The sequence below is a fragment of the Cellulomonas sp. EB106-03-03-XG116 genome, from assembly GCF_058792015.1.
Genome location: NZ_JBYTEP010000044.1, coordinates 1 through 22,821, shown reverse-complemented (window position 1 = coordinate 22,821; position 22,821 = coordinate 1). Strand labels below are relative to the sequence as shown.

21 protein-coding genes are annotated in these 22,821 nt (G+C 77.1%); 11 read left to right on the top strand and 10 right to left on the bottom strand.

Features of this window, described 5'->3' with window-relative positions:
• Positions 1–30: 30 nt before the first annotated feature.
• From AC3WUG_RS15040 to AC3WUG_RS15025, 4 genes are all read right to left on the bottom strand, one after another.
• Positions 31–1,329: a multidrug effflux MFS transporter gene (locus AC3WUG_RS15040; RefSeq protein ID WP_492328408.1), complete on the bottom strand. Its 1,299-nt coding sequence runs from the start codon at positions 1,327–1,329 to the stop codon at positions 31–33.
• A 102-nt stretch (positions 1,330–1,431) separates the two neighbouring features.
• Positions 1,432–1,857 (bottom strand): VOC family protein, encoded by a 426-nt coding sequence (locus tag AC3WUG_RS15035; RefSeq protein ID WP_492328407.1) that lies wholly within the window; start codon positions 1,855–1,857, stop codon positions 1,432–1,434.
• Positions 1,858–1,859: 2 nt separating this feature from the next.
• Positions 1,860–2,921: an adenylate/guanylate cyclase domain-containing protein gene (locus tag AC3WUG_RS15030; RefSeq protein ID WP_492328406.1), complete on the bottom strand. Its 1,062-nt coding sequence runs from the start codon at positions 2,919–2,921 to the stop codon at positions 1,860–1,862.
• Positions 2,918–3,808, bottom strand: a complete 891-nt coding sequence (locus AC3WUG_RS15025; RefSeq protein WP_492328405.1) for a biotin--[acetyl-CoA-carboxylase] ligase — start codon at positions 3,806–3,808, stop codon at positions 2,918–2,920. The genes AC3WUG_RS15030 and AC3WUG_RS15025 overlap by 4 nt, the downstream gene beginning before the upstream one ends.
• 119 nt (positions 3,809–3,927) lie before the next feature.
• Between AC3WUG_RS15025 and AC3WUG_RS15020 the strand changes: the two genes are divergently transcribed.
• The 4 genes from AC3WUG_RS15020 to AC3WUG_RS15005 are packed head-to-tail and all read left to right on the top strand — an operon-like array spanning position 3,928 to position 8,137.
• Positions 3,928–5,553 (top strand): acyl-CoA carboxylase subunit beta, encoded by a 1,626-nt coding sequence (locus AC3WUG_RS15020; RefSeq protein ID WP_492328404.1) that lies wholly within the window; start codon positions 3,928–3,930, stop codon positions 5,551–5,553.
• A complete protein-coding gene (locus tag AC3WUG_RS15015; RefSeq protein WP_492328403.1) occupies positions 5,550–6,134 on the top strand; it encodes a hypothetical protein in 585 nt (194 codons plus the stop codon). Before AC3WUG_RS15020 ends, AC3WUG_RS15015 begins: the two co-directional genes overlap by 4 nt.
• Positions 6,131–6,367 carry an acyl-CoA carboxylase epsilon subunit gene (locus AC3WUG_RS15010; RefSeq protein ID WP_492328402.1) on the top strand — a complete coding sequence of 79 codons (237 nt, stop codon included), beginning with the start codon at positions 6,131–6,133 and terminating at the stop codon, positions 6,365–6,367. The genes AC3WUG_RS15015 and AC3WUG_RS15010 overlap by 4 nt, the downstream gene beginning before the upstream one ends.
• Before the next feature lie 51 nt (positions 6,368–6,418).
• The gene (locus AC3WUG_RS15005) at positions 6,419–8,137 is read left to right on the top strand and encodes a DUF885 domain-containing protein (protein WP_492328401.1); all 1,719 of its coding nucleotides are present in this window, start codon (positions 6,419–6,421) and stop codon (positions 8,135–8,137) included.
• Positions 8,138–8,215: 78 nt separating this feature from the next.
• Here the strand turns inward: AC3WUG_RS15005 and AC3WUG_RS15000 are convergent, their stop codons facing one another.
• On the bottom strand, positions 8,216–8,923 hold the full coding sequence (locus AC3WUG_RS15000; protein ID WP_492328400.1) for a vitamin K epoxide reductase family protein: 708 nt from the start codon (positions 8,921–8,923) through the stop codon (positions 8,216–8,218).
• A gap of 97 nt (positions 8,924–9,020) precedes the next feature.
• On the opposite strand from AC3WUG_RS15000, the gene AC3WUG_RS14995 reads away from it, so the two are divergent.
• The 4 genes from AC3WUG_RS14995 (at position 9,021) to AC3WUG_RS14980 (ending at position 14,438) form a co-directional block, all read left to right on the top strand.
• Complete coding sequence (locus tag AC3WUG_RS14995) at positions 9,021–9,677, top strand: Maf family protein (protein ID WP_492328399.1); 657 nt, start codon at positions 9,021–9,023, stop codon at positions 9,675–9,677.
• Between the two features lie 364 nt (positions 9,678–10,041).
• Positions 10,042–11,841: an acetyl/propionyl/methylcrotonyl-CoA carboxylase subunit alpha gene (locus AC3WUG_RS14990; protein WP_492328398.1), complete on the top strand. Its 1,800-nt coding sequence runs from the start codon at positions 10,042–10,044 to the stop codon at positions 11,839–11,841.
• Between the two features lie 5 nt (positions 11,842–11,846).
• Positions 11,847–12,347 (top strand): NUDIX hydrolase, encoded by a 501-nt coding sequence (locus tag AC3WUG_RS14985; protein WP_492328397.1) that lies wholly within the window; start codon positions 11,847–11,849, stop codon positions 12,345–12,347.
• A 78-nt stretch (positions 12,348–12,425) separates the two neighbouring features.
• Positions 12,426–14,438, top strand: a complete 2,013-nt coding sequence (locus AC3WUG_RS14980) for an endonuclease/exonuclease/phosphatase family protein (protein ID WP_492328396.1) — start codon at positions 12,426–12,428, stop codon at positions 14,436–14,438.
• A gap of 30 nt (positions 14,439–14,468) precedes the next feature.
• On the opposite strand, the gene AC3WUG_RS14975 is transcribed toward AC3WUG_RS14980, so the two are convergent.
• The gene (locus AC3WUG_RS14975) at positions 14,469–15,881 is read right to left on the bottom strand and encodes an NAD(P)H-quinone dehydrogenase (protein WP_492328421.1); all 1,413 of its coding nucleotides are present in this window, start codon (positions 15,879–15,881) and stop codon (positions 14,469–14,471) included.
• 437 nt (positions 15,882–16,318) lie between these two features.
• Between AC3WUG_RS14975 and AC3WUG_RS14970 the strand changes: the two genes are divergently transcribed.
• The 3 genes from AC3WUG_RS14970 (at position 16,319) to AC3WUG_RS14960 (ending at position 19,640) form a co-directional block, all read left to right on the top strand.
• Positions 16,319–17,149 carry a purine-nucleoside phosphorylase gene (locus AC3WUG_RS14970; RefSeq protein ID WP_166940423.1) on the top strand — a complete coding sequence of 277 codons (831 nt, stop codon included), beginning with the start codon at positions 16,319–16,321 and terminating at the stop codon, positions 17,147–17,149.
• Positions 17,150–17,275: 126 nt separating this feature from the next.
• The gene (locus tag AC3WUG_RS14965) at positions 17,276–19,165 is read left to right on the top strand and encodes a phospho-sugar mutase (RefSeq protein WP_492328395.1); all 1,890 of its coding nucleotides are present in this window, start codon (positions 17,276–17,278) and stop codon (positions 19,163–19,165) included.
• 124 nt (positions 19,166–19,289) lie between these two features.
• On the top strand, positions 19,290–19,640 hold the full coding sequence (locus tag AC3WUG_RS14960) for a hypothetical protein (RefSeq protein WP_492328394.1): 351 nt from the start codon (positions 19,290–19,292) through the stop codon (positions 19,638–19,640).
• Between the two features lie 98 nt (positions 19,641–19,738).
• Here the strand turns inward: AC3WUG_RS14960 and deoC are convergent, their stop codons facing one another.
• The 4 genes from deoC to AC3WUG_RS14940 all read right to left on the bottom strand — a co-directional run.
• On the bottom strand, positions 19,739–20,413 hold the full coding sequence (gene deoC / locus AC3WUG_RS14955) for a deoxyribose-phosphate aldolase (RefSeq protein WP_166940415.1): 675 nt from the start codon (positions 20,411–20,413) through the stop codon (positions 19,739–19,741).
• Positions 20,410–21,501, bottom strand: a complete 1,092-nt coding sequence (locus tag AC3WUG_RS14950; RefSeq protein WP_492328393.1) for an adenosine deaminase — start codon at positions 21,499–21,501, stop codon at positions 20,410–20,412. Before AC3WUG_RS14950 ends, deoC begins: the two co-directional genes overlap by 4 nt.
• A gap of 84 nt (positions 21,502–21,585) precedes the next feature.
• Positions 21,586–21,807, bottom strand: a complete 222-nt coding sequence (locus tag AC3WUG_RS14945; RefSeq protein ID WP_492328392.1) for a hypothetical protein — start codon at positions 21,805–21,807, stop codon at positions 21,586–21,588.
• Between the two features lie 174 nt (positions 21,808–21,981).
• A partial coding sequence (locus AC3WUG_RS14940) for a hypothetical protein (RefSeq protein ID WP_492328391.1) occupies positions 21,982–22,821 on the bottom strand: 840 nt, incomplete at its 5' end.

The window sequence follows — 22,821 nt, the reverse complement described above, 5'->3', positions numbered from 1 at the left end:
GGGGCCGGGACAGCCCAGCCCCGGCCCCGCTCAGCGGGTGTCGACCGCCGTGCCCAGGCCGCCCTCGGTCCAGCCGCCGCGGCGGTACGCCGGCGTCGCCAGCGCGAGCACGAGCAGCGCGCCGCCCGCGCCCGCGAGCATGACGCTCGCCATCGCCCAGGCCGACTCGCCGAGCACGCCGACCAGCGGCGCGACGACGCCCGAGACGCCGGCCTGCAGCGCGCCGATGAACGCCGCCGCGGTGCCGGCGCGCTCGCCGTGCCGGGACAGCGCGATCGCCGAGGCGTTGGGCGGCGTGAAGTTGACGAGCGACATGGTCAGGAACAGCACGACCAGCAGCGCCGGCAGGCCGCCCGCGCCGGTCAGCGCGAGGACCAGCAGCGCGAGGACCAGGACGAACGACGCCGGCAGCGCGACCCGGATGATCTGGATCGGCGCGTACCGGCGGACCAGCGCGGCGTTCACCTGCGCGCCGCCGACCAGGCCGATGCCGTTGATCGCGAACACCAGCGCGAACTGTCCGGCGGTCAGCCCGAACCCCTCGCGGAGCACGAACGGCGAGCCGACGACGTAGCTCATCAGCACCGCGAGCCCGAGGCCGGGGAGCAGCGCCAGCGCGACGAAGTGCCGGTCCCGGAGCAGCACCCGGTACCCGCTCCACACGCCGCGGGCGGACGACAGGCGCCGCTCGCGCGGCAGCGTCTCGGGCAGGCGGAGCAGCACGACCACCCACAGCCCCGCGCCGTAGAGCGCGAGGGCCACGAACACCGCGCGCCAGCCCCACTGCCCCGCGATCAGCCCGCCGACGCTCGGGGCGAACAGCGGGGCGACGCCGATGACCAGCATCAGCCGGGACAGCAGCCGCGAGGCGTCCGGCCCGACGAACCGGTCCCGGATGACCGCCATCGCGACCACCGACGCCGACGCGTTGAAGAAGCCCTGCACCATGCGCAGCCCGATGAGCGGGATGATCGCCGGCGCGACCGCGCACAGCAGCGAGGTCACGACGTGCAGCGCGACGCCGATCAGCACCGGCAGCCGGCGGCCGAACCGGTCGGACAGCGGGCCGATGACCAGCTGCCCCGCGGCGCCGCCGACCAGCATCATCGTCATCGTCAGCTGGGCCGCGGCCGCGCTGGTGTCCAGGTCGCGCGCCACGTCGGGCAGCGACGGCAGGTAGATGTCGGTGGTGATCGCGGGCAGCGCGGTCATCACGCCCAGCAGCAGCACGTACTTGGCGGTGGGCCGGAAGGGCGCGGGGGTGGCCGCCGGCGCCGCCGCGGTCGTCGAGGGTCGGGCGGGGGTCGGGACGGGTTCGCCGGTGCTCATCTCGTGCGGCATCGTCCCACGCGCCACGGCCCCGTGCGAATCGATTCGATCGCGGTGCAGGTCACCGCGCGCACCACGCACCGGCCCGGCGCCCCGGGCGGGTCAGTCCTCCGGGCCCAGCTCCTGGAAGACCGTCAGCTGCAGCCCCGCCGGGCCCTCGAGCCGCGCGTTCAGCGAGCGCCACGGCGTCTCGGTCGGCGGCGCGACCAGCTCGGCGCCGCCCTCGTCGACCAGCCGGGCCGCCGTCGCCCGGGTGTCGGCCACCTCGAACGCGACCCGCACGTGCCGGGCGACCTGGCGGCCGACCTCGACGTCGTCGATCAGCCTCTTCTGCGCGGGGTTCGCGATCTCGAGCGTCGCGCGGCCGGCGTCCAGGATCGCGACGTGCGCGCCGTCGCCGCCCTCGTACGCCTCGAGCTGCTCGAGCCCGAGCACGTCCCGGTAGAACGCCAGCGCCGCGTCGTAGTCCTCGGCCTCGACGACGAGCCGGAGCTGCCGCACCGGCCGCCCGTCCTGTGCTCCCGCCACGCTCACGCCCTCCTGATCCGGACCGGCGCCAGCGCCCCGATCCCCTCGAGCTCCCGCTCCGGCAGCGGCTCCAGCAGCATCCCGGGCGCGTCCAGCAGCAGCCGCGCGGTCGCCGGGTCGGTCAGCACCGTGCTCGGGTCGGCGATGTCGGTGAGCCGCGCCGCCACGTTGACCGACGGGCCGAACACGTCGCCGAACCGGGACAGCACCCGCCCCCACACGACGCCGACCCGCACCGGCGTGACGCCGCGGGCGCCCTCGGCGAGCCCGCCGGCGCCGCGCTCGCGCTCGACGTCCAGGTCCCCGCCGAGGACCCGCGCGAGCTCCAGGGCCACCTTCGCCCCGGTGCGCACGTCATCGGCCACGAACAGCACCGCGTCGCCGATGGTCTTGACCACGCGGCCGCCGCACTGGGTGACCACGTCGCGCGCCGCGGTCTCGAACCGCTGCACGAAGTCGGACAGGTCGGTGGACCCGAGCCCGGCGGTGCGGCGGGTGAACGACACCATGTCGGCGAACCCGACGGCGCGCGCGAGCGGCAGCGCCGCGGGGTCCGCTTCCGCCGCCGTGTCGCCGTCGGCGGCGAACTCGACGGCGTACCGCGCGGCGATCGACGCCAGGTGCCGGCGGTAGGAGTGCAGCAGCTGCGCCTCCAGCACCGGAGCGAGCCGCGGCAGCTCGTCGAGCACGGCGCGCCGGGCGGCCGGGTCGTCGAGGTCGCGGCGGGTCGCCATGTCCTCGACCAGGGCCTCGACCTGCCAGAGCGCGAGCCGGTCGCTGGTGTGCCCGAGCGCCCGGGTGAGCGAGATCATGGTGCGGCTGCCGACGTGGTCCTCGCGGAGCAGCGCGGCGACGCGCTCGACGGCCTCGGCGTCCCGGCCCGTGAACGCGACGTCGTCGGCGTCCGGGTGCGGCAGGCCGAGCGTCCGCCAGTACAGCCGGACCAGCTCCAGGTCGAGGCCCGAGCGCGCGGCGAGGTCCCGCAGGGACAGCGTCCGCGGGCCGCCCAGCAGCGCCGCGTCGAGCGCGGCCGCCTGCACCCCGTCCTGCACCTCGTCCGTCACGACTGCGACCCTAGTTCACCGACCGGGCGCACGTGACGCACGTCACCGGCGAGCAGCACCCGCTCGGTCCCGTCCGCGTCCCGCACCACGAGGGCGCCGTCCGCGTCGATCCGCGCGGCGGTGCCGCGGAGCTCGGACCCGTCGGGCAGCGTGGCACGGACCGTCCGGCCCAGCGTGAGGCACGCGGCGGCCACGTCCGCGTCCAGGCCCGCCGCCGCGACGTCGCCGCCGCGGTCCTGCCAGCGCTCGAGCACCGCGACGACCTCGCCCACCACGGCGAGCAGCAGCGCCGTCCGGTCGACGCCGGGCGCCCCCGCGGCGCGCAGCGACGTCGCGCTCGGCACCGGCAGCTCGTCCGGCACCTGGTCGACGTTGATCCCGATGCCGAGCACGACGACGTCGCCCGCCGGGGCCACCTCGGCGAGCACGCCGACGGCCTTGCGGTGCGCGCCCCAGCCGGGCAGGTCGGCCCCGTCCGCGGCCGGCAGCAGCACGTCGTTCGGCCACTTCACCACCGCCTCGAGCCCCGTCGCCGCCCGCACCGCGCGCGCCACGGCCAGCCCGGTCAGCAGCGGCAGCCAGCCCCACCGGCGACGCGGCACGCCCGGGCGCACCGCGAGCGACAGGGTGAGCGCGGCGCCCGGCGGCGTGGTCCAGGCGTGGTCGGCGCGGCCGCGGCCCGCCTGCTGGTGCTCGGCGACGAGCAGCCCGCCGTCCGCCCAGGCGGGGTCGGCGGCCACCCGCGCGAGCAGCTCGGTGCTGGTCGACCCCGCGGCGGGCAGCACCTCGCACCGGCGCAGCGGCCCCGCGGGGTGCAGCAGGGCGGCGCGCACCTCGGCCGCGCGGAGCGGGGCGCGGGCCGGGCCGGCGGGGTCGGTCTCGTCCACGGGTCCATCCTCACCCGGCGCGCTCGCGGGGGCGTTGTGGCATTCGCACGACCCGGCGCGCGGGAGTCCGTGCCCGTCGCCCAGGCGTGCCGCGCCGTCCGGCCACTAGCCTCGTGCGGGTGACCGACCAGCTCCCGGCGGACCAGACCGCCGCCACGCCCGCCGCCCCCCGGCCCGCCGGCACCGCCGCGAAGGTGGCCGACCTCGCGGACCGGCACCGCCGCGCCGTCGCGGAGCCCGAGCGGACCGCGGCCGAGAAGCAGCACGCCCGCGGCAAGCGCACCGCCCGCGAGCGCATCGAGGCCCTGCTCGACCCGGGCTCGTTCACCGAGCTCGACGCGTTCGTCCGGCACCGCTCGACCAACTTCGGCCTCGACAAGAAGCGGGTCCCGGGCGACGGCGTCGTCGTCGGGCACGGCACGGTCGACGGCCGGCCGGTCGCGGTCTACTCCCAGGACTTCACGGTGTTCGGCGGCAGCCTCGGCGAGGTGCACGGCCAGAAGATCACCAAGGTGATGGACCTCGCGCTCCGGACCGGGATGCCGCTGGTCGGCATCAGCGACGGCGGCGGCGCGCGCATCCAGGAGGGCGTCGCGGGCCTCACCCAGTTCGCGGAGATCTTCCGGCGCAACGTCGCCGCGTCGGGCGTGATCCCGCAGATCAGCCTGATCCTCGGCCCCTCGGCCGGCGGCGCGGTGTACTCCCCCGCGCTCACCGACTTCATCGTCATGGCCGACGGCACGTCGAACATGTTCATCACGGGCCCGGACGTGATCCGCGCGGTGACCGGCGAGGACGTCGGCTTCGAGGAGCTCGGCGGCGCGACCACGCACAACACCCGGTCGGGCGTCGCGCACTACCTGGCCTCGGACGAGGACGACGCGCTCGACTACGTCCGCTCGCTGCTGTCCTACCTCCCGCAGAACAACCTGACCGACCCGCCGGCCTACCCGCAGGAGGCCGAGCTGGAGGTCACCGACGAGGACCTCGAGCTCGACACGCTCGTGCCGGACTCGGACAACCAGCCGTACGACATGCGCACCGTCGTCGAGCACGTGCTGGACGACGGCGACCTGCTGGAGGTCCAGCCGCTGTTCGCCCGGAACGTGCTGGTGGGCTTCGGCCGGGTCGAGGGGCACGCGGTGGGGATCGTCGCCAACCAGCCGCTCACGATGGCGGGGACGCTCGACATCGACGCGGCGGAGAAGGCGGCCCGGTTCGTCCGGACCTGCGACGCGTTCAGCATCCCGGTGCTCACGTTCGTCGACGTCCCGGGCTTCCTGCCCGGCACCGACCAGGAGTGGAACGGCATCATCCGCCGCGGCGCGAAGCTCATCTACGCCTACGCGGAGGCGACCGTCCCCCTGGTCACCGTGATCACCCGCAAGGCGTACGGTGGCGCCTACATCGTCATGGGGTCGAAGCAGCTCGGCGCCGACGTGAACCTGGCGTGGCCCACGGCGCAGATCGCGGTCATGGGCGCCGGCGGTGCGGTGAACATCCTGCAGCGCGGGGCGCTCAAGCAGGTCGCCGAGGCCGGCGGGGACGTCGAGGCCGAGCGCGCCCGGCTCACCCGCGAGTACGAGGAGGCCATCGTGAACCCGTGGGACGCCGCGGACCGCGGCTACGTGGACGCGGTCATCGCGCCCGCCGAGACCCGGTCCCAGATCGTGCGCGCGCTGCGCGTGCTGCGGACCAAGCGCGCCGCGCTGCCGCCCAAGAAGCACGGGAACATCCCGCTGTGACCGGCGACCCGCTGCTGCCCGGCCCCGACGACCACGGGGGCCACGACCACGGCTCCCACGACCACGCGGGCGGCGCGCACGGCCCCGATCCGCTGCCCGGCGTCGACGCCGGCGCCATGCACGCCGTGGTCGACGAGCTCGCCGCCGCGCTGCACGAGTACGTGGACACGGCCGCCGGCGTCCGCGCCGAGTTCGGCGCGTCCGAGGCCGACGAGGACCCGCGGGTGCTCGCCCTGGAGGCCCGCGTCTCCACGCTGAACGCCCGGCTGTACGACCTGCTGCACGCGAGCCTCGGGATGCACTCCGAGCTCACGGGCATGACCTGGGAGGACGAGGCCGCCCCGTCCGAGACGCCCGCGGCCGACGAGGACACCGACGAGTTCCACCTCGGGTTCGTCGTCAGCGTGCCGGCCGCCCCGCACGACCAGTCGATCGACGCCGTGCTCGGCATCGTCGACAACGGGGGCGCCGAGATCGTCGAGCGCCTGCTGGACAGCGGGTTCACCGTCGAGGGCTGGGGCGCGTCCCGCGGGGCGCCCGTGACCTTCGACGACGACGAGGACGGCGGGGACGAGGCGTGAGCGCGGGCGACGCCGCGGCGCTGCCGCACGTCCAGGTCGTCCGCGGCACCCCGGACGACGTGGAGCTCGCGGCGCTCGTCGCCGGGCTGGTCGCGGCGTCCGTGCCCGGCGACGACGACCTGGCCGAGGAGGCGCTGCCGCGCGCGGGCTGGGCGGACCGCTCCCGCACGCTGCCCGGCGCGCGCGGGGCGTGGCGGACCGGCCCGGACGCCTGGCGGCGCAGCCTGCGCTGACGCGTCCGAAATGCCCGGGCGCCCCGGCGCGGCGCAGGTAGGGTCGACCGGGTGAGCACTGCACCCGACACCACCGGGGCGCCGCAGCGCCCCGCGACCCCGATCGACGCCGTCGCCGACGCCTACGTCGCCACGAGCGCCGCCCTCGACCCGTTCGGCGCGACCGCCCTGGGCGTCCCGGGCCACGACCACGAGGTCACCGACCTCTCCCCCGCCGGGCACGAGGCGCGCGCCGAGGCCGCCCGCGCGACGCTGGCGCAGCTCGACGGCCTCGCGCCCGCCGACGAGGTGGACGCGATCACGCTCGCCGCCATGCGCGAGCGCCTCGGCCTGGACCTCGAGCTGCACGACGCCGGCGAGTGGCTCGCCGACCTCAACGTCATCGCCTCGCCCGTGCAGGGCATGCGGGACGTCTTCGACATCATGGCCACCGACGGCCCCGAGGCCTGGGCGACGACCGCCCAGCGGCTCGCGGGGCTGCCGCGCGCCGGCGCGGGCTACGTCGAGTCGCTGCGCCTCGCCGCGTCGCGCGGGCAGGTCCCCGCCATCCGCCAGGTCCGCGAGGCGATCGCGCAGGCGGAGGACCTCGCCGACCCGTCGTCCTCGTTCTTCACGTCCTTCGTCCAGGGCCCGGAGGCCGCGGCCGCGATCGAGGCCGGCGGCGACGCGCTGCGCGCCGAGCTGGAGCGCGGCGCCGAGGCCGCCCGGCGGACCTACGCCGACCTGGTGACGTTCCTGCGCGACGAGCTCGCCCCGCAGGCGCCCGCCGAGGACGCCGCGGGACGCGAGCGCTACGCGCTGTGGTCCCGGTACTTCCTGGGCGCGACCGTCGACCTGGACGAGACGTACCGGTGGGGCCTCGAGGAGCTCGCGCGCGTCGTCGCCGAGCAGGAGGCCGTGGCCGCCGAGATCGCCGGCCCCGGGGCCACCGTCGAGCAGGCCGTGGCCGTGCTGGACGCCGACCCGTCGCGCCGGCTCGAGGGCACCGAGGCGCTGCAGCGCTGGATGCAGGAGACCTCCGACGCGGCGGTCGCCGCGCTCGACGGCGTGCACTTCACGATCCCGGACGCCATCCGCACCCTGGAGTGCCGGATCGCCCCGACCCAGAACGGCGGGATCTACTACACCGGCCCGTCCGACGACTTCAGCCGGCCCGGCCGGATGTGGTGGTCGGTGCCGCCGGAGGTCACCACGTTCAACACCTGGCGCGAGAAGACCACCGTCTTCCACGAGGGCGTCCCGGGCCACCACCTGCAGGTCGGCCAGGCCGTCTACAACCGCGCGCAGCTCAACTCCTGGCGCCGGCTGGCGTGCTGGGTGTCGGGCCACGGCGAGGGCTGGGCGCTGTACGCCGAGCGGCTCATGGCCGACCTCGGGCACCTGGACGACCCGGGCGACCGGCTCGGGATGCTCGACGGGCAGCGGATGCGCGCGGCCCGCGTCGTGCTGGACCTCGGCGTGCACCTCGGCCTCGAGGCGCCCGAGCGCTGGGGCGGCGGGACCTGGGACGCCGACAAGGCGTGGGAGTTCCTCCGGGCCAACGTCAACATGCCCGAGCAGTTCGTCCGGTTCGAGCTGAACCGCTACCTGGGCTGGCCCGGCCAGGCGCCCTCGTACAAGATCGGCCAGCGGATCTGGGAGCAGATCCGGGACGGGGCGCGCGACTCCGCGCAGGCCCGCGGCGAGGCGTTCGACCTGCGCGAGTTCCACGCCCGGGCGCTCGGCATGGGCGCGCTGCCGCTCGACGTGCTGCGGACCGCGCTGGCCTGACCGGCGCGGGACGACGAGGGCCCCCGGACCTGCGCGGTCCGGGGGCCCTCGTGCGTGCGGTGCGTCGCGCCGCGCGGCTCAGGAGGCCAGGAGCGACGGGCCGTACTTGAGCAGGATCGCGGCCACGAACAGCACGAGCACGGCGGTCGTCACGTACCAGTCGCTGCCGGACGCCACGAACCCGCGCGCCCACGGCCCGGCGCGCCCGGGCAGCCGCAGGTGGCCGTCCCGGACGTTCCAGCGGGTGAGGCCGGCCCACACCAGCGTCGTGGTCACGGTGATGAGCAGGCACCAGGGGCACAGCGCCTTGATGACGAAGTAGGACTGCAGGAACAGCCACCACGCGAACACCAGCGCGACCGTGTAGAGCGCCTGCGTGCCGAGCATGTACCAGCGCGGGAACCGCACCCCGGCGATCCCCGCGATCGAGATCGCGATCACCACCGACTCGAAGGCGATGCCGAGGAACGCGTTGGGGAAGCCGAGCAGCTGCGCCTGCCAGGTGCGGGCGACGGTGCCGCAGGAGATCACCGAGCTGATGTCGCAGGTGAACGTGGCGGCGGGGTTCGCCGCCAGGTGCCACGCCTCGATCGACAGCACGAACGACGTGAACAGCCCGATGACGCCGGACACGGCCATCTCGATCGCGGTCCGGCGGCGCCACGCCGCGCGCGCCGGGGAGTCGGGGTCGTCGTCCACGGGGTCGTGGTCGAGCAGATCGGTCGGGTCGGCTGCTGCGCCGCTCGGGCGCGTGGCCCGCACGCTGTCCTCGGTCACGCCCGTCATCGTCGCATCCCCTCCTGGGAGTTCCCCGGACATCATCGGCACGGGGGCGGTGCCGGCCGAGGGACGTACGTCCCCGACCTGGCCGTACGCTCGCCGGGTGACGACCCTCGTGCTCGCCTCCGCCTCCCCCGCCCGGCTCGCGACCCTGCGCGCGGCCGGGATCGAGCCGACCGTCGCGGTGTCCGCCGTCGACGAGCCCGCGGTGCTGGCCGCGGCCGGCGACGTCCCGGCCACCGAGGCGGTGCTGCTGCTCGCCCGCGCCAAGGCCCGGGACGTCGCGCCCGGGCACGCGGGGTCGCTGGTGCTCGGCTGCGACTCGATGCTCGAGCTCGACGGGCAGGTGCTCGGCAAGCCGGCCGACGCCGCGGACGCCGCCGCGCGGTGGCGGGCGATGCGCGGGCGCAGCGGTCGGCTGCACACGGGGCACTGGCTCGTGGACGCGCGGGCAGGCGGCGGCGGGGCGGGCGGCGTGGGCGGGGCCGGCGACGGCGCGGGCCGCGAGTCGGGCGCGACGTCGACCACCGTCGTGCACTTCGCGGACGTCACCGACGCCGAGATCGACGCCTACGTCGCCACCGGCGAGCCCCTGTGGGTCGCGGGCGCGTTCACCATCGACGGCCTGGGCGGCGCGTTCATCACCGGCGTCGAGGGCGACCACCACGGCGTCGTCGGCCTCAGCCTCCCGCTGCTGCGCGAGCTCCTGGCCGCGCGCGGCGTCCCCCTGCACACCCTCTGGACCCGCCTCCCCGCCTGACCCCCCACGCCGCTGACCCGCTGACCCGCTGACCCGCGACCCCGCCCGCCCCGCCCCCACGGGCCGCGCGCAGCCCCGAGTGCACAACCGACACGTCGAGTGCCTATCCCCTGGGTAGGCACTCGACGTGTCCAGTAGGCACTCGTCGCGGGCGCGGGCGCCGACGAGCGACGCCGGCCTGCGGCGCACGGCGCCGCGGGTTTGTCGGGGGCGGACAAGGGCGCGCCGGGCCGCGCACCCGGCGCCGCGCGTCCGCTGTGGAACCCTCCAACGCCGCGGGGACCCGGTTGGCCGGATCGGCGATCTTCGCGGCGCGACCGGCCGCGGGCGTGAACGCCGGAGGCACCCCGCGTTACGGTGAGCCGTGCCCCGCATCTCGAAGGTCCTCGTCGCCAACCGCGGCGAGATCGCCGTCCGCATCGCCCGCGCCTGCCGCGACGCCGGCCTCGCCTCCGTCGCCGTCTACGCGGACCCCGACCGCGAGGCGCTGCACGTGCGCGTCGCCGACGAGGCGTACGCCCTGGACGGCGCCCGCGCCGCCGAGACGTACCTGGACATCGCCAAGCTGCTCGACGTCGCCCGCCGCTCCGGCGCCGACGCGGTCCACCCGGGCTACGGGTTCCTGTCGGAGAACGCCGAGTTCGCCCAGGCCGTCCTGGACGCCGGGCTGGTCTGGGTCGGCCCGCCGCCCGCCGCGATCCGCGACCTCGGCGACAAGGTGAGCGCGCGGCACATCGCGCAGCGCGCCGGCGCCCCGCTGGTCGCCGGCACCCCGGACCCCGTCTCGGGTGCCGAGGAGGTGCACGCGTTCGTCCGCGAGCACGGCCTGCCGGTCGCCATCAAGGCGGCGTTCGGCGGCGGCGGCCGCGGCCTCAAGGTCGCCCGCACCTCCGAGGAGATCGACGAGCTCTACGACTCCGCCGTCCGCGAGGCCGTCGCGGCGTTCGGCCGCGGCGAGTGCTTCGTCGAGCGGTACCTGGACCGGCCGCGGCACGTCGAGACGCAGTGCCTCGCGGACGAGCACGGCACGGTCGTCGTCGTGTCGACCCGCGACTGCTCGCTGCAGCGCCGGCACCAGAAGCTCGTCGAGGAGGCCCCCGCGCCGTACCTCTCGGACGCGCAGCGCGCCCAGCTGGTCGACGCCTCGGTCGCCATCCTCAAGGAGGCCGGGTACGTCGGCGCCGGCACCTGCGAGTTCCTGGTCGCCGCCGACGGGACGATCTCGTTCCTCGAGGTGAACACCCGCCTCCAGGTCGAGCACCCGGTCTCCGAGGAGATCAGCGGCATCGACCTGGTCCGCGAGCAGCTGCGCATCGCCGACGGCGAGCCCCTCGGCTACGACCACGTCGAGACCCGCGGCCACTCCTTCGAGTTCCGGCTGAACGGCGAGGACCCGGCCGCCGGGTTCCTGCCCGCGCCCGGGAAGATCTCGACGCTGCGGTTCCCCGCCGGCCCCGGCGTCCGGGTGGACTCGGGCGTCGTCGAGGGCGACACCGTGTCCGGCGCCTTCGACTCCATGATCGCCAAGCTGGTCGTGACCGGGGCGACCCGTCAGCAGGCCGCCGAGCGCGCCCGCCGCGCCCTGGCCGAGCTGGAGATCGCCGGCATCCCGACCGTCGTGCCGTTCCACCGCGCCGTCATGGCCGAGCCGGCCTTCGTCCCGACCGACCCGGAGCAGCCGTTCGCGGTGCACACGCGGTGGATCGAGACCGAGTTCGCGGACCGGCTGCCCACGCTCACGGGCACGCCCGCCGTCACCGCCAGCGGGCCCGACGAGGACGGCGAGCCGACCGAGCTCGAGCGCGTGGTCGTCGAGGTCGGCGGCAAGCGCCTCGAGGTCGTGCTGCCCGCCGCGCTCGCGCTGCGCGCCGGCCGGGGTCGCCCCGCCGCCGCGGGTCCCCGCCGCTCGGCCCCCCGCCGCGCAGCGGGCCGCCCCGCCGCCGCGTCCGGCAACGCCCTCACCTCCCCCATGCAGGGCACGATCGTCAAGGTCGCGGTCGGCGAGGGCGACACCGTGGCCGAGGGCGACCTGGTCGTGGTGCTCGAGGCGATGAAGATGGAGCAGCCGCTGGTGGCGCACCGCGCCGGCACCATCGCGTCCCTGTCCGCCGACGTCGGCGGGATGGTCGCGGCGGGCACCGCCATCTGCGAGATCGTCGACTGACCGCGGTGCCGAGGCGACCCCACCACCCGGGCGACGGGTGGGTCGAGTGCCGGTGCGGCCGCCGGCACTGGGGCACCGCCGGGGCCGCCGGCCTGCTGCTGGCGCGTCCCGCCACCGCCACCGACGCCGCGGCGGTGGTCCTGCAGCACCGCGCGCCGTGGAGCGACCAGGGCGGCACCTGGGGCCTGCCCGGCGGCGCCCGGCACACCGGCGAGTCCGCCGTCGACGGCGCGCTGCGCGAGTCGGAGGAGGAGGCGGGCATCGACCGCGCGTCCGTCCGGGTGGTCGGCGAGCACGTCCTCGACCACGGGGACTGGTCGTACACGACGATCGTGGCGGTCACGTCCGGCCCGGTCGACGCGCGGCCCACCGACGACGAGAGCCTCGCGATCGCCTGGGTCGCGCTCGACGACGTCCCGGCGCTGCCGCTGCTGCCCGCGTTCGCGGACGCGTGGCCGGCGCTGCGCGCGGGGCTGCCGCCCGAGGTCGAGGGCGCCGCGTCCTGAGGCCCCCGGGCGCCCGCGGCGCGCCCGCCCGGGGGAAGGCGTTCGCCCGCGCGGTGCACCGCCCACTACGTTGACGGCGTGAGCGTCCCCGAAGCCGCACCGCCGTCGGTGCCCGCCGCGTCCGCACCGTCGCCGGCCGGGAGCCCGCTCCCGCCGGACGCGGGCACCGCGACCCGGGTGTCGCTCGTCGCGCTGGTGACCGTGCTCGCCGTCGACGCCGTGCGCGCCGCGGGGCCGGTCCTGGACCGGGCGTTCGCGGTCAGCACCGCCGCCGTCGCCGGCGCCGCGCTGGTCACCTTCCTCGGGGCGGGGCTGCTCGCGGCGCTCGCGCTGCTCGGCACCGGCCGCCGCGGGCCGGGCACCGCCTCCGGCCGGACGGCCCTCGTCGCCGTCGTCGCGCTCGGGGCCGCCCGGCTGGTGACGCAGGTCGTGCACGACGAGGCGCGGTTCGCCGCCGGGCTCGTCACCGCCTCGCTCGCCGTCGCCGCGCTGGTGCTGGCGACCACGCTGGTCGCGGGCCGCGCGGGCGGCGGGCGGCAGGCGGCGCTCGGGCTCACGCTCGGCACCGGGCTGTCGGCGGGGCTGCAGCTGGCGCTCGGCACCTGGGACCCGCTGTGGCGGGGCGGGGTGCTGGGCAGCGTGGTGGCCGTCGTCCTGGTGCTGCTCGCGGTCGCCCTCGCCTGGGTCGCGCGCCGGGAGACGGCGACCGGCCGCCCCCGGCGCACCTGGGTGCTCGGCCCCGCGCTCGCGCTGGTCGTGATGGTGCTGGGCAACCCGGCGTTCGCGGCGGCGCAGTCGCACCTGCCGCTGATGGCCGCGGGGACCGCGACCGTGCTGGCGTCGGCGCTCACCGCCTGGCTGCTGCTCGTCCCGCGGATCATGGCCCGGCCCGTGCGCTGGGCGGCGGCCGTCCTGCTGCCGGTCGCCACCGCGGTCGCGTTCCTCACCACCGGGGTCCCGGCTCTCGTCGCCGTCCTGGTCGCCGAGGCCGCCGCGGGCGTCGTGCTCACGGTCGCGCTGAAGACCCGCCGGCCGGCGCCGCCCGGGATCCCGCGCACCGCGCTCGCCACCGGCGGCGTCGGGCTCGGGCTCGTCGTCGTGCTGCTGCTCTACCTGCTGGACTACGACGTGCCGCTCGGCGTCGACAACGCGTGGGTCGTCGTGCTGGCGGCGGCGCTGCTCGCGACCGGCGGCCTGCGGTGGCGCACGCCGGCGGAGCCCGCCGAGGCCGCGGCACCCGCGCCGGGCGAGGCCGGGCCCCGCGAGCCCGCTCCCCCGCTGCGCGCGAACGCGCTGCGGTTCCTCGTGCTGCCGTCCGTCGTGCTCCTGCTGGTCGGCTGGGTGTCCGCGACGCTCGCCGCCCCGGCCCCCGCGGCCGACGCGGACCCCGACACGTTCGTGGTGCTCGACTGGAACCTGCACTACGGCGTCGCCGCGCACACCGCCGTCGACCTGGAGCAGATCGCCCGCACCATCGAGGCGCAGGGCCCGGACGTCGTCGCTCTGCAGGAGGTGTCCCGCGGCTGGGTGCTGGGCGGCGGCGCGGACATGCTCACCTGGCTCGGGCACCGGCTCGGCATGCACGTGGCGTTCGCCCCGGCCGCGGACCAGCAGTTCGGCAACGCCCTGCTGTCCCGGACCGAGCTGAGCGACGTCGAGGTCGTCGCGCTGCCGTACGGCGCCGGGCCGCAGGCGCGGTCGGCGCTCACGGCGCGCGTCGACGGCCCCGGCGGCGAGCCGGTCCGGGTCACGTCGGTGCACCTGCAGCACCGGGACGACAACGTGGACACCCGGCTCGACCAGCTCGCGGCGCTCGACGCCGCGCTCCCGGACGACGGGCCCTCGGTGCTCGCCGGCGACCTCAACGCCGAGCCGGGCTCCGCCGAGCTCGACGCGCTGGACGACGCCGGCTGGGTGAGCGCCATGGACACCGCGGGCGCCGAGGACGTCCTCACCCACCCGAGCAACGAGCCGACCGTCCGGATCGACTGGGTGCTCGGGCGGGGCGGGGTGACGTTCGCGGAGGCACGGGTGCTCGCCGACGACTCGTCGGACCACCTGGCGCTGGTGACGGAGGTCCGGGCGGGCTGACCCGCGCCCGGGCCCGCGCGAGGCCCGGGTTCAGCCCTGGTCGGTCCGGTGCAGCACCCGGGCGACCTCGCCGATGGACCCCGACAGCGACGGGTACACCGTGAACGCGTTCGCCACGTCGTCGACCGTCAGGCTGTGCGACACCGCGAGCGTGATCGGGAAGATCAGCTCCGAGGCCCGCGGCGCCACCACGACCCCGCCGAGCACGGTGCCCGCCGTCGAGTGCGCGAACAGCTTCACGAAGCCGTCGCGGACGCCGAGCATCTTCGCGCGCGGGTTCCGGGCCAGCGGCAGCGTGTGCGTGACGAAGTGCGCGTCCCGCTCGACGAGCGCCGTCTCGCTCAGCCCCACGGTCGCGATCTCGGGGGCGGTGAAGATGTTCGCCGCCACGCCGCGCAGCTTCAGCGGCGCCACCGCGTCGCCGAGCGCGTGCGACATCGCGATCCGCCCCTGCATCGCCGCGACCGACGCCAGCGGCAGCACGCCGGTCACGTCACCCGCCGCGTAGACGCCGCGCGCCGAGGTGCGGGAGACCTTGTCGACCTCGATGTGCCCGGACGGCGTCGTCCGCACGCCCGACTCCGCGAGGCCGAGGCCCTCGGTGCTGGGGATCGAGCCGACCGCCAGCAGCACGTGGGAGCCGTGGATCTCGCGGCCGTCCGCCAGGGTGACCACCACGCCGTCCGCGGTCCGCCGGGCCGCCTGCGCGCGCGAGCGCCCGACGACCTCCATGCCGCGGGTCCGGAACACGTCCTCCAGCATCGTCGCGGCGTCGGCGTCCTCGCCGGGCAGCACCCGGTCCCGGCTCGACACCAGCACGACCTGCGAGCCGAGCGACACGTACGCCCCGGCGAACTCCGCGCCGGTGACGCCCGAGCCGACGACGATCAGCCGCTCCGGCAGCGCGTCCAGGTGGTACAGCTGCGTCCAGGTGAGGATGCGCTCGCCGTCGGGCTGCGCGTCCGGCAGCGTGCGCGGGGTCGCACCGGTCGCCAGCAGGACGACGTCGGCGTCGAGGGTCTCCTCCACGTCGCCGGTCACGACCACGCGCTCCGGGCCGTCGAGCCGCCCGTGGCCGATGACCACGCGCACGCCCTCGCGCTCCAGCCGGGTGCGGATGTCGTGGGACTGCGCCAGGGCCAGGTCCCGCACCCGGGCGTTCACCGCGGCCAGGTCGATGCTGTGCCGGCGGCTGCGGCCGGTGTCGTGGGTGGGGTCCGCGTCCTCGCCGGGGCCCGCGGGGACGTCCAGGCGGATGCCCAGGTCCGGGGCGCGCTCGGCGATCGTCATCCACTCCGCGGTGGCGATCAGCGTCTTCGACGGGACCACGTCCGTGAGCACGGCCGCGCCGCCGAGGCCCGCACGCTCCACCACCGTGACCTCCGCGCCCAGCCGGCGGGCGACGAGGGCGGCCTCGTAGCCGCCGGGGCCGCCGCCGACCACGACGACGCGTGGCGCGGGCCGGCCGTCGTCGGCGGGCGCGGGCGCGGCGGCGCTGCTGGTCGAGGAGGCGGGCGGGGCGGCCGCGGCGTCGGGGGCGTCGGCCGCGGCCGGGGTGGCCGGGCCGGGCTCGGCGGGCGCGGGCGTGGGGGTCGGCTGCGTCACGCCGTCCATCTTCCCGGACCCGCGCCGCTGCGCACCTGCGCCACGCCCCGCTCCTCCCGCGCGCCGCCCCCGCTCCTCCCGCGCCCCCGCGCGCTCCCCTCGCCCTTCCGCGAGGGAGATCCGCGCGGGGCGGGACCTTCCGGGGTCCTGCACGGCGGGCACGGCCGGTACGCTCGACCGTTGCGACCGCACGTGCCCGCGCGCCGGGTCGCCACCCGCACCGACCCGCACCGACCCGCACCGACACCGCCGCACGCACCGCGAGGAGCACCCGCATGGCCGACGACGCCCGTCTCGACGACCCGACCACCGACCCGCTGGCCGTCGCGGCCGACGCCGCCGCGTACCTCGCGGAGGCGACCGGGGTGGAGAAGCACGACGTCGCGCTGGTGCTGGGCTCCGGCTGGGGCGGCGCCGCGGACCTGCTGGGCGAGACCGTCGCCGAGATCGCGGCCCCCGACGTCCCGGGCTTCGCGGCCCCGGCCGTCGTCGGCCACGTCGGCACGATCCGCTCCGTCAGGATCGCCGCGACCGGCAAGCACGCGCTCGTGCTCGGCTCGCGCACCCACCTGTACGAGGGCAAGGGCGTGCGCCGCGTCGTGCACGGCGTCCGCACCGCCGCGGCCGCCGGCTGCTCGACCGTCGTGCTGACCAACGGCTGCGGCGGCCTGAACCCGGCGTGGGGCCCCGGCACCCCGGTGCTCATCCGGGACCACATCAACCTGACGACCGTGTCCCCGCTGGAGGGCGCCACGTTCGTCGACCTGACCGACCTGTACGCCGGCCGGCTCCGCGACGTGGCCCGCGAGGTCGACCCGTCGCTGGACGAGGGCGTCTACGTGCAGTTCCGCGGCCCCCACTACGAGACCCCGGCCGAGGTGAAGATGGCCGGGATCATGGGCGGCGACCTGGTCGGCATGTCCACCACCATCGAGGCCATCGCGGCGCGGCACGTCGGCATGGAGGTACTCGGCATCTCGCTGGTGACCAACCTGGCCGCGGGCGTCGGCGACGAGCCGCTGTCCCACGCCGAGGTCCTCGAGGCCGGCGCCGCGGCGGGCCCGCGGATCAGCCGGCTGCTGGCGGACATCGTCGGCCGCATCTGATCGACGCGCCGCGCCGCCCGGGTCCCCCGCGGCGGCGCGGCGCGCAGCACGGCACCACCGCGGCCCGAGCGCCGCGCAGCAGGCAGCGAGGTCGGGGCGGGGCGCCCCGGGGAGGACGGCAGACGGATGACCGAGCGCACCGAGACCGGGGCGGACGCGATCGAGCCGGGCGACGCCTGGGCGGAGCTCGCGGACCGCGTCCGCGCGTGGATCGCGGACGACCCGGACCCGCGGACCGCGGCGGAGCTGACCGCGCTGCTCGACCGCGCCGAGGCCGGTGAGCCGTCCGTCTCCGGCGGCGCCTCCCCCGAGGACCAGCAGTCGGCCACCGACGTGCGCGAGGCCCGCGAGGACCTCGCCGACCGGTTCCAGGGCCTGCTGCAGTTCGGCACCGCCGGCCTGCGCGGCGCCGTCGAGGGCGGTCCGCACCGGATGAACCGCGCGGTCGTCATCCGCGCCGCGTCCGGCCTGGGCGCCTACCTGCTCGGCGAGCTCGAGGGCGTCTCCCCCGCTCCCCGCGTGGTCGTGGGCCACGACGCGCGGCACGGCTCCGTCGACTTCGCGCGCGACACGGCCGCCGTGCTGACCGCCGTCGGCATCGAGGTCGTCATGCTGCCGCCGTACCTGCCCACGCCGGTCCTGGCGTTCGCCGTCCGGCACCTCGGCGCCGACGCGGGCGTCATGGTCACCGCGTCCCACAACCCGCCGCAGGACAACGGCTACAAGGTCTACCTGGGCGGGCGCGTCGTCACCGACTCCGGCCAGGGCGCGCAGATCGTCCCGCCGATGGACGCCGCCATCGCCGCGGAGATCGCGCGCGTCCCGTCGGTCGCCGCCGTGCCGCGCGCCGCCGACGGCTGGTCGACCGTCGGTCCCGAGATCGTCGACGCCTACGTCGCCGAGGTGCTCGGCCTGGCCGACCTGTCGGACGAGGCCCGCGCCCGGCACGCCGCGCTGCGCGTGGTGCTGACCCCGATGCACGGCGTCGGCGGCGGCACCGCCCGCCGGGTGCTCGCCGAGGCGGGCTTCACCGACGTGCACGTCGTGACGCTCCAGGCCGAGCCCGACCCCGACTTCCCGACCGTCGCGTTCCCCAACCCCGAGGAGCCCGGCGCGATCGACCTGGCCGTCGCCCTCGCCGCCGAGGTGCAGGCCGACCTGGTCATCGCCCTCGACCCCGACGCCGACCGCTGCGGCGCGGCCGTCATCGACCCCCGGGCGCGCACCCACATGAGCGCCGGGGCCGCGGGATCCGACGGCTGGCGGATGCTGCACGGCGACGAGACCGGCGCCCTGCTCGGCAGCGTCACGGCCGAGCGGCTCGGGTCCGCCGGCGCTCCCGTGGCGGACGACGCCCCCGTGCTCGCGAACTCCATCGTGTCCTCCCGGCTGCTCGGCCGGATCGCCGCGCACGCCGGCCTCCGGCACGCCCAGACGCTCACCGGGTTCAAGTGGATCTCCCGCGTCGAGGGCCTGGTGTACGGCTACGAGGAGGCCCTCGGCTACTGCGTCGACCCGGCGCACGTGCGCGACAAGGACGGCATCTCCGCCGCGCTGACCCTCGCCGGCCTGGCCGCGCGCCTCAAGGCCGAGGGCCGCGCCCCGGTCGACGTCCTGGACGACCTCGCCCGGCAGCACGGCCTGCACCTCACCGACCAGCTGTCCGCCCGGTTCACCGACCTGTCGCAGATCCCCGAGACCATGCAGCGGCTGCGCGAGCACCCGCCGGTCGTCCTCGCGGGCTCGCCGGTGCTGGCCGTCGTCGACCTGGCCGCGGGCTCGGACGCCGACCGCGACGGCCTCCCCCCGACCGACGGCATCCGGCTGCTCACCCAGGACGACACCCGGGTCATCGTCCGGCCGTCCGGCACCGAGCCGAAGGTGAAGTGCTACCTCGAGGTCGTCGTGCCGGTCGAGGAGCACGCGTCGGTCGCGTCGGTCGGCGAGGCGCGGGTGGCCGCGCGGGCGCGGCTCGACGCGGTGCGCGCGGACGTGGCGGCGGCGCTGGGGCTCTGAGGGCCGGCCGCCCCGGGAGCGGCGTCGAGACGAGGCGGCGGCCCGTCCCCCGATCGGGGGGCGGGCCGTCGTCGTCGCTGCGCACGGCGCCCGCGCCACCGGACCGCCCCGCTACGGTGCCGGTGTGGACACCGTGGCCCCCGCACCGGCTCGGAACGCCGCCGCGCGCGCCGTCGCCGGGCCGCTGCTCGCGATCGCCCTCGTCGCCGGGGCGGGCGTCGCGGCGCTGTGGCCGGTGGTCCTGGGGCTGCGGTCGGACCTGATGTGCCCGGCCGTGCTCCCGGTGCCCTGGTGGTGCTCGTCCGCCGGCGCCCGGGCGCACGGGCTGCGGCTCACCGGCGCGGTGCTGGCCGCGGCGGCCGCGGCGGCGGGACTCGCGGTCCTGCTCGGCCGTCGGTGGCCGCGCGCGGCGTGGCTGCTGCCCCTCGCCGTGGGCGCCGCGGGGTGGGCGGCTCACTCGGCCGCCGCACCCTGACGCACTCCGCGGCTGCCCGGCCCCGGACGCGACGACGGCCCGCCCCCCGCTGCCGGGGTGACGGGCCGTCGGTCGTGCGTGCGCGTGCGCGCCGGGGCTCAGTACCCGCCGTCCGCCTCGAAGCCGCCGAGCACCGCGGCGGTGCCCGACAGGCCGAGCCGGGTCGCGCCCGCCTCGATCATCGCGAGGGCGTCGGCCGTGGTGCGGATGCCGCCCGAGGCCTTGATGCCGAGGCGGCCGCCGACGGTGGCGTTCATGATCTCGACGGCGTGCACGGAGGCGCCGCCGGCGGGGTGGAAGCCGGTCGAGGTCTTCACGAAGTCGGCGCCCGCGGCCTCGGCGGCCCGGCAGACCTCGACGATCTCGTGGTCGGTGAGCGCGGCCGACTCGATGATGACCTTGAGCACGACGGGCGCCGGGGTGGCGGCGCGCACGGCGGCGATGTCGGCCTGCACGTCGGCGAACCGGCCCTCCTTGGCGGCGCCGACGTCGATCACCATGTCGACCTCGTCCGCGCCGTCGGCGACGGAGCGGGCGGCCTCGGCGGCCTTGACGTCGCTGTGGTGCTTGCCCGAGGGGAAGCCGCACACGGTGGCGATCTTGAGGCCCTGCGCGTCCAGCGGCAGGAACGACGGCGAGACGCACACGGAGTACACGCCGAGCGACGCGCCCTCCGTCACGAGCGCCTCGACGTCCGCGCGGGTCGCCTCGGGCTTGAGCAGCGTGTGGTCGACGAACTGCGCCAGCGCGGCGGCGTCGAGGGACTGGGTCATGCGCGGTGCCTTCCTGTTCCGGTCGGTGCGTGACCGGGGACGATGACCCGGTCGATGAGGTCCTGGCGCTCGTCCGCGTGGACGAACGCGTGGCGGGCGGCGGTCAGGGTGACCGTCCGCACGTCGTCGAGGGTCCAGCCCGCCTCGGTGACGAGCAGGTGCAGCTCGCGGCTGAGGCCGGTGCGGGACTGCAGCCGGTTGTCGGTGTTCACCGTGACGGCGAACCCCAGCCGCAGCAGGGTCGTGACGGGGTGCTCGGCGATCGACGCGGCGGCACCGGTCTGCAGGTTCGACGTCGGGCACACCTCGAGGGCGATCCCGCGGTCCCGGACCCAGTGCGCCAGGCGGCCCAGCACGGGCGCGCCGTCGTCGTCGTGCTTGATGTCGTCGACGAGCCGCACGCCGTGGCCCAGGCGCAGGGCGCCCACGTCGACCGCCTCGTCCATCGAGTCGCGGCCCGCGGCCTCGCCGGCGTGCACGGTGACCGGGAACCGGGCGGTGCGCAGCTGCGCGAAGGCGGCGCCCAGGGCGCTCGCCGGGAAGCCTGCCTCGGGCCCGGCGATGTCGAAGCCGACGACGCCGCGGTCCCGGTTGGCGAGCGCCAGGGCGGCGATCTCGTCGGCGCGGTCGGACTGGCGCATGGCGCACAGCAGCAGCCGGGCGCGGATGGGCCGGCCCTCGGCGGCGGCCTCGGCCTCGCCCTCGGCGAGCCCCTCCAGCACCGCGTCGACGGCCTGCTGCAGCGACAGCCCGCCCGCCTGGTGCAGCTCCGGGGCGAACCGCTCCTCGGCGTACACGACGCCGTCGGCGGCCAGGTCCAGCACCGCCTCGCGCGCGACCCGGCGCAGCGCCTTGGGCCGCTGCATGACGGCCAGGGTGTGGCTGAACGTCGCGATGTACGCCTCGAGGCTGCCGCTGTCCGCGGCGTCCCGGAACCAGGCCGCCAGCGCGTCGGGGTCGGTGGCGGGCAGCTCGTGCCCGACCTTCTCCGCGAGCTCCACGACGGTCTGCGCGCGCACGCCCCCGTCGAGGTGGTCGTGCAGCAGGACCTTGGGCAGCGCGACGATCTGCTCGAAGGTCACGGTCATGCGCCCACCGTAGTGGCCGGGCGCCCGGAACCCCGCATCGGGGAGCCGGGCGCCCGAGCGGGTCCGGTCGGCGGCGCGGGGGCCTCAGGGGTAGTCGTCGCGCTCGTCCTCGGGGACGGGGGTCTTCTGCTCGGCGACGTCGCCCGGGTCGGCCTCGCCGGCCAGGTCGGGCCGGGGGTCGTCCGGCTCGTAGGCGCCGTCGCGGGCGTCGCTGTCGTCGTCGGGCTGGACCTCCGGCAGGTCGGTCAGCGCGGGCTCGACGAGCCCGGCGTCGCGCCAGGTCCGGTCGCCGGGAACGGTGCTCATGTCCACTCCTCCGGTCGGCGGCGGGGGTACAGCACCATCGTGTCCCGGACCCGCGCGTCCCGCCAGGCCGACGGGATCGCCGTCCGCGAACGCCGCGCGACGAAGGACCCACACGAGCACGCCGTCGGAAACCCGGTGGTTGCGCAACCGCGCCGGCTCGCGCGAGCCGCGGCGTCAGCGGCCCGGGGTCGGGAGCAGCGCCCAGGCCAGGTGGGTCCAATGGCCGAGCGCCGGCACCGGGCCCGCCGGCGCCCGCAGCGCCGCGCGCGGCAGCGGTAGGACCGCCCCGGCCCCCGGCTCGTAGACCCGGTAGCCGTCGCCCGAGCGCCCGACGGCGAGCACCACGTGCCGCGGCACCGCGGCGCCGAGCCCGTCGCCGAGGTCGCCGCCCGAGTACAGCGGCACGGGGATCCCGCGGTCCAGCGCGGCGTCGACCCGCGCCAGCAGGTCGTCGACCTCCGCGGTCCGGGTGTCGTCGACCAGCACCGACCGGTACCGCACGCCCGGGAACCGGGCCAGGCGCGCGGCGCCCCAGGGCGGCGTGCCGAGCGAGCGCGGCCACGGCAGGACGCCGAGGAGCGCCCGGGCCGTGCTGCGCCGGTGCAGGGCCGCCTGGAGCAGCCCCCAGCGCGCCGCGGCGGCCTCCTCGCCGGTGGCCGAGGCGTGCACGACCCGGCCGTCGGGGGTGCGGAACCACGTCGGGGCGTCGGGGTGGTGCGGGTCGGCCGGCTCGGGCAGGTCCAGGTCCGCCAGCTCGGGCGGGCGCGGCCCGGCGGGCAGCCGCCCGGTGACCAGCCAGAGCGCGAGCCGCGGGTCGCCGGCGGCGGCGAGCAGGCCGAGCACCGCCGCCCCGCACGTGGTGCCGTCGACCTGGCGCGCGGCGGCGGTGCCCCAGCGCACGGTGCGACCGGCGGGCACGTCGAGCGGGGCGAGCACCTGCGCGCGCCGCCGGGCGTCCAGGCCGTCGAGGTCGTCCGCGGGCAGCGCGCCCCGGGCCGCGGGCGCGGCAGCAGC

What these genes read in the sequence shown, in the direction of transcription:
- AC3WUG_RS14945 (WP_492328392.1), bottom strand. Translation starts at nt 21,807, where the DNA reads ATGAGCACCGTTCCCGGCGACCGGACCTGGCGCGACGCCGGGCTCGTC.
- AC3WUG_RS14970 (WP_166940423.1), top strand. Translation starts at nt 16,319, where the DNA reads ATGGCCGACGACGCCCGTCTCGACGACCCGACCACCGACCCGCTGGCC.
- AC3WUG_RS14950 (WP_492328393.1), bottom strand. Translation starts at nt 21,501, where the DNA reads ATGACCGTGACCTTCGAGCAGATCGTCGCGCTGCCCAAGGTCCTGCTG.
- AC3WUG_RS14965 (WP_492328395.1), top strand. Translation starts at nt 17,276, where the DNA reads ATGACCGAGCGCACCGAGACCGGGGCGGACGCGATCGAGCCGGGCGAC.
- AC3WUG_RS15040 (WP_492328408.1), bottom strand. Translation starts at nt 1,329, where the DNA reads ATGAGCACCGGCGAACCCGTCCCGACCCCCGCCCGACCCTCGACGACC.
- AC3WUG_RS15000 (WP_492328400.1), bottom strand. Translation starts at nt 8,923, where the DNA reads ATGACGGGCGTGACCGAGGACAGCGTGCGGGCCACGCGCCCGAGCGGC.
- deoC (WP_166940415.1), bottom strand. Translation starts at nt 20,413, where the DNA reads ATGACCCAGTCCCTCGACGCCGCCGCGCTGGCGCAGTTCGTCGACCAC.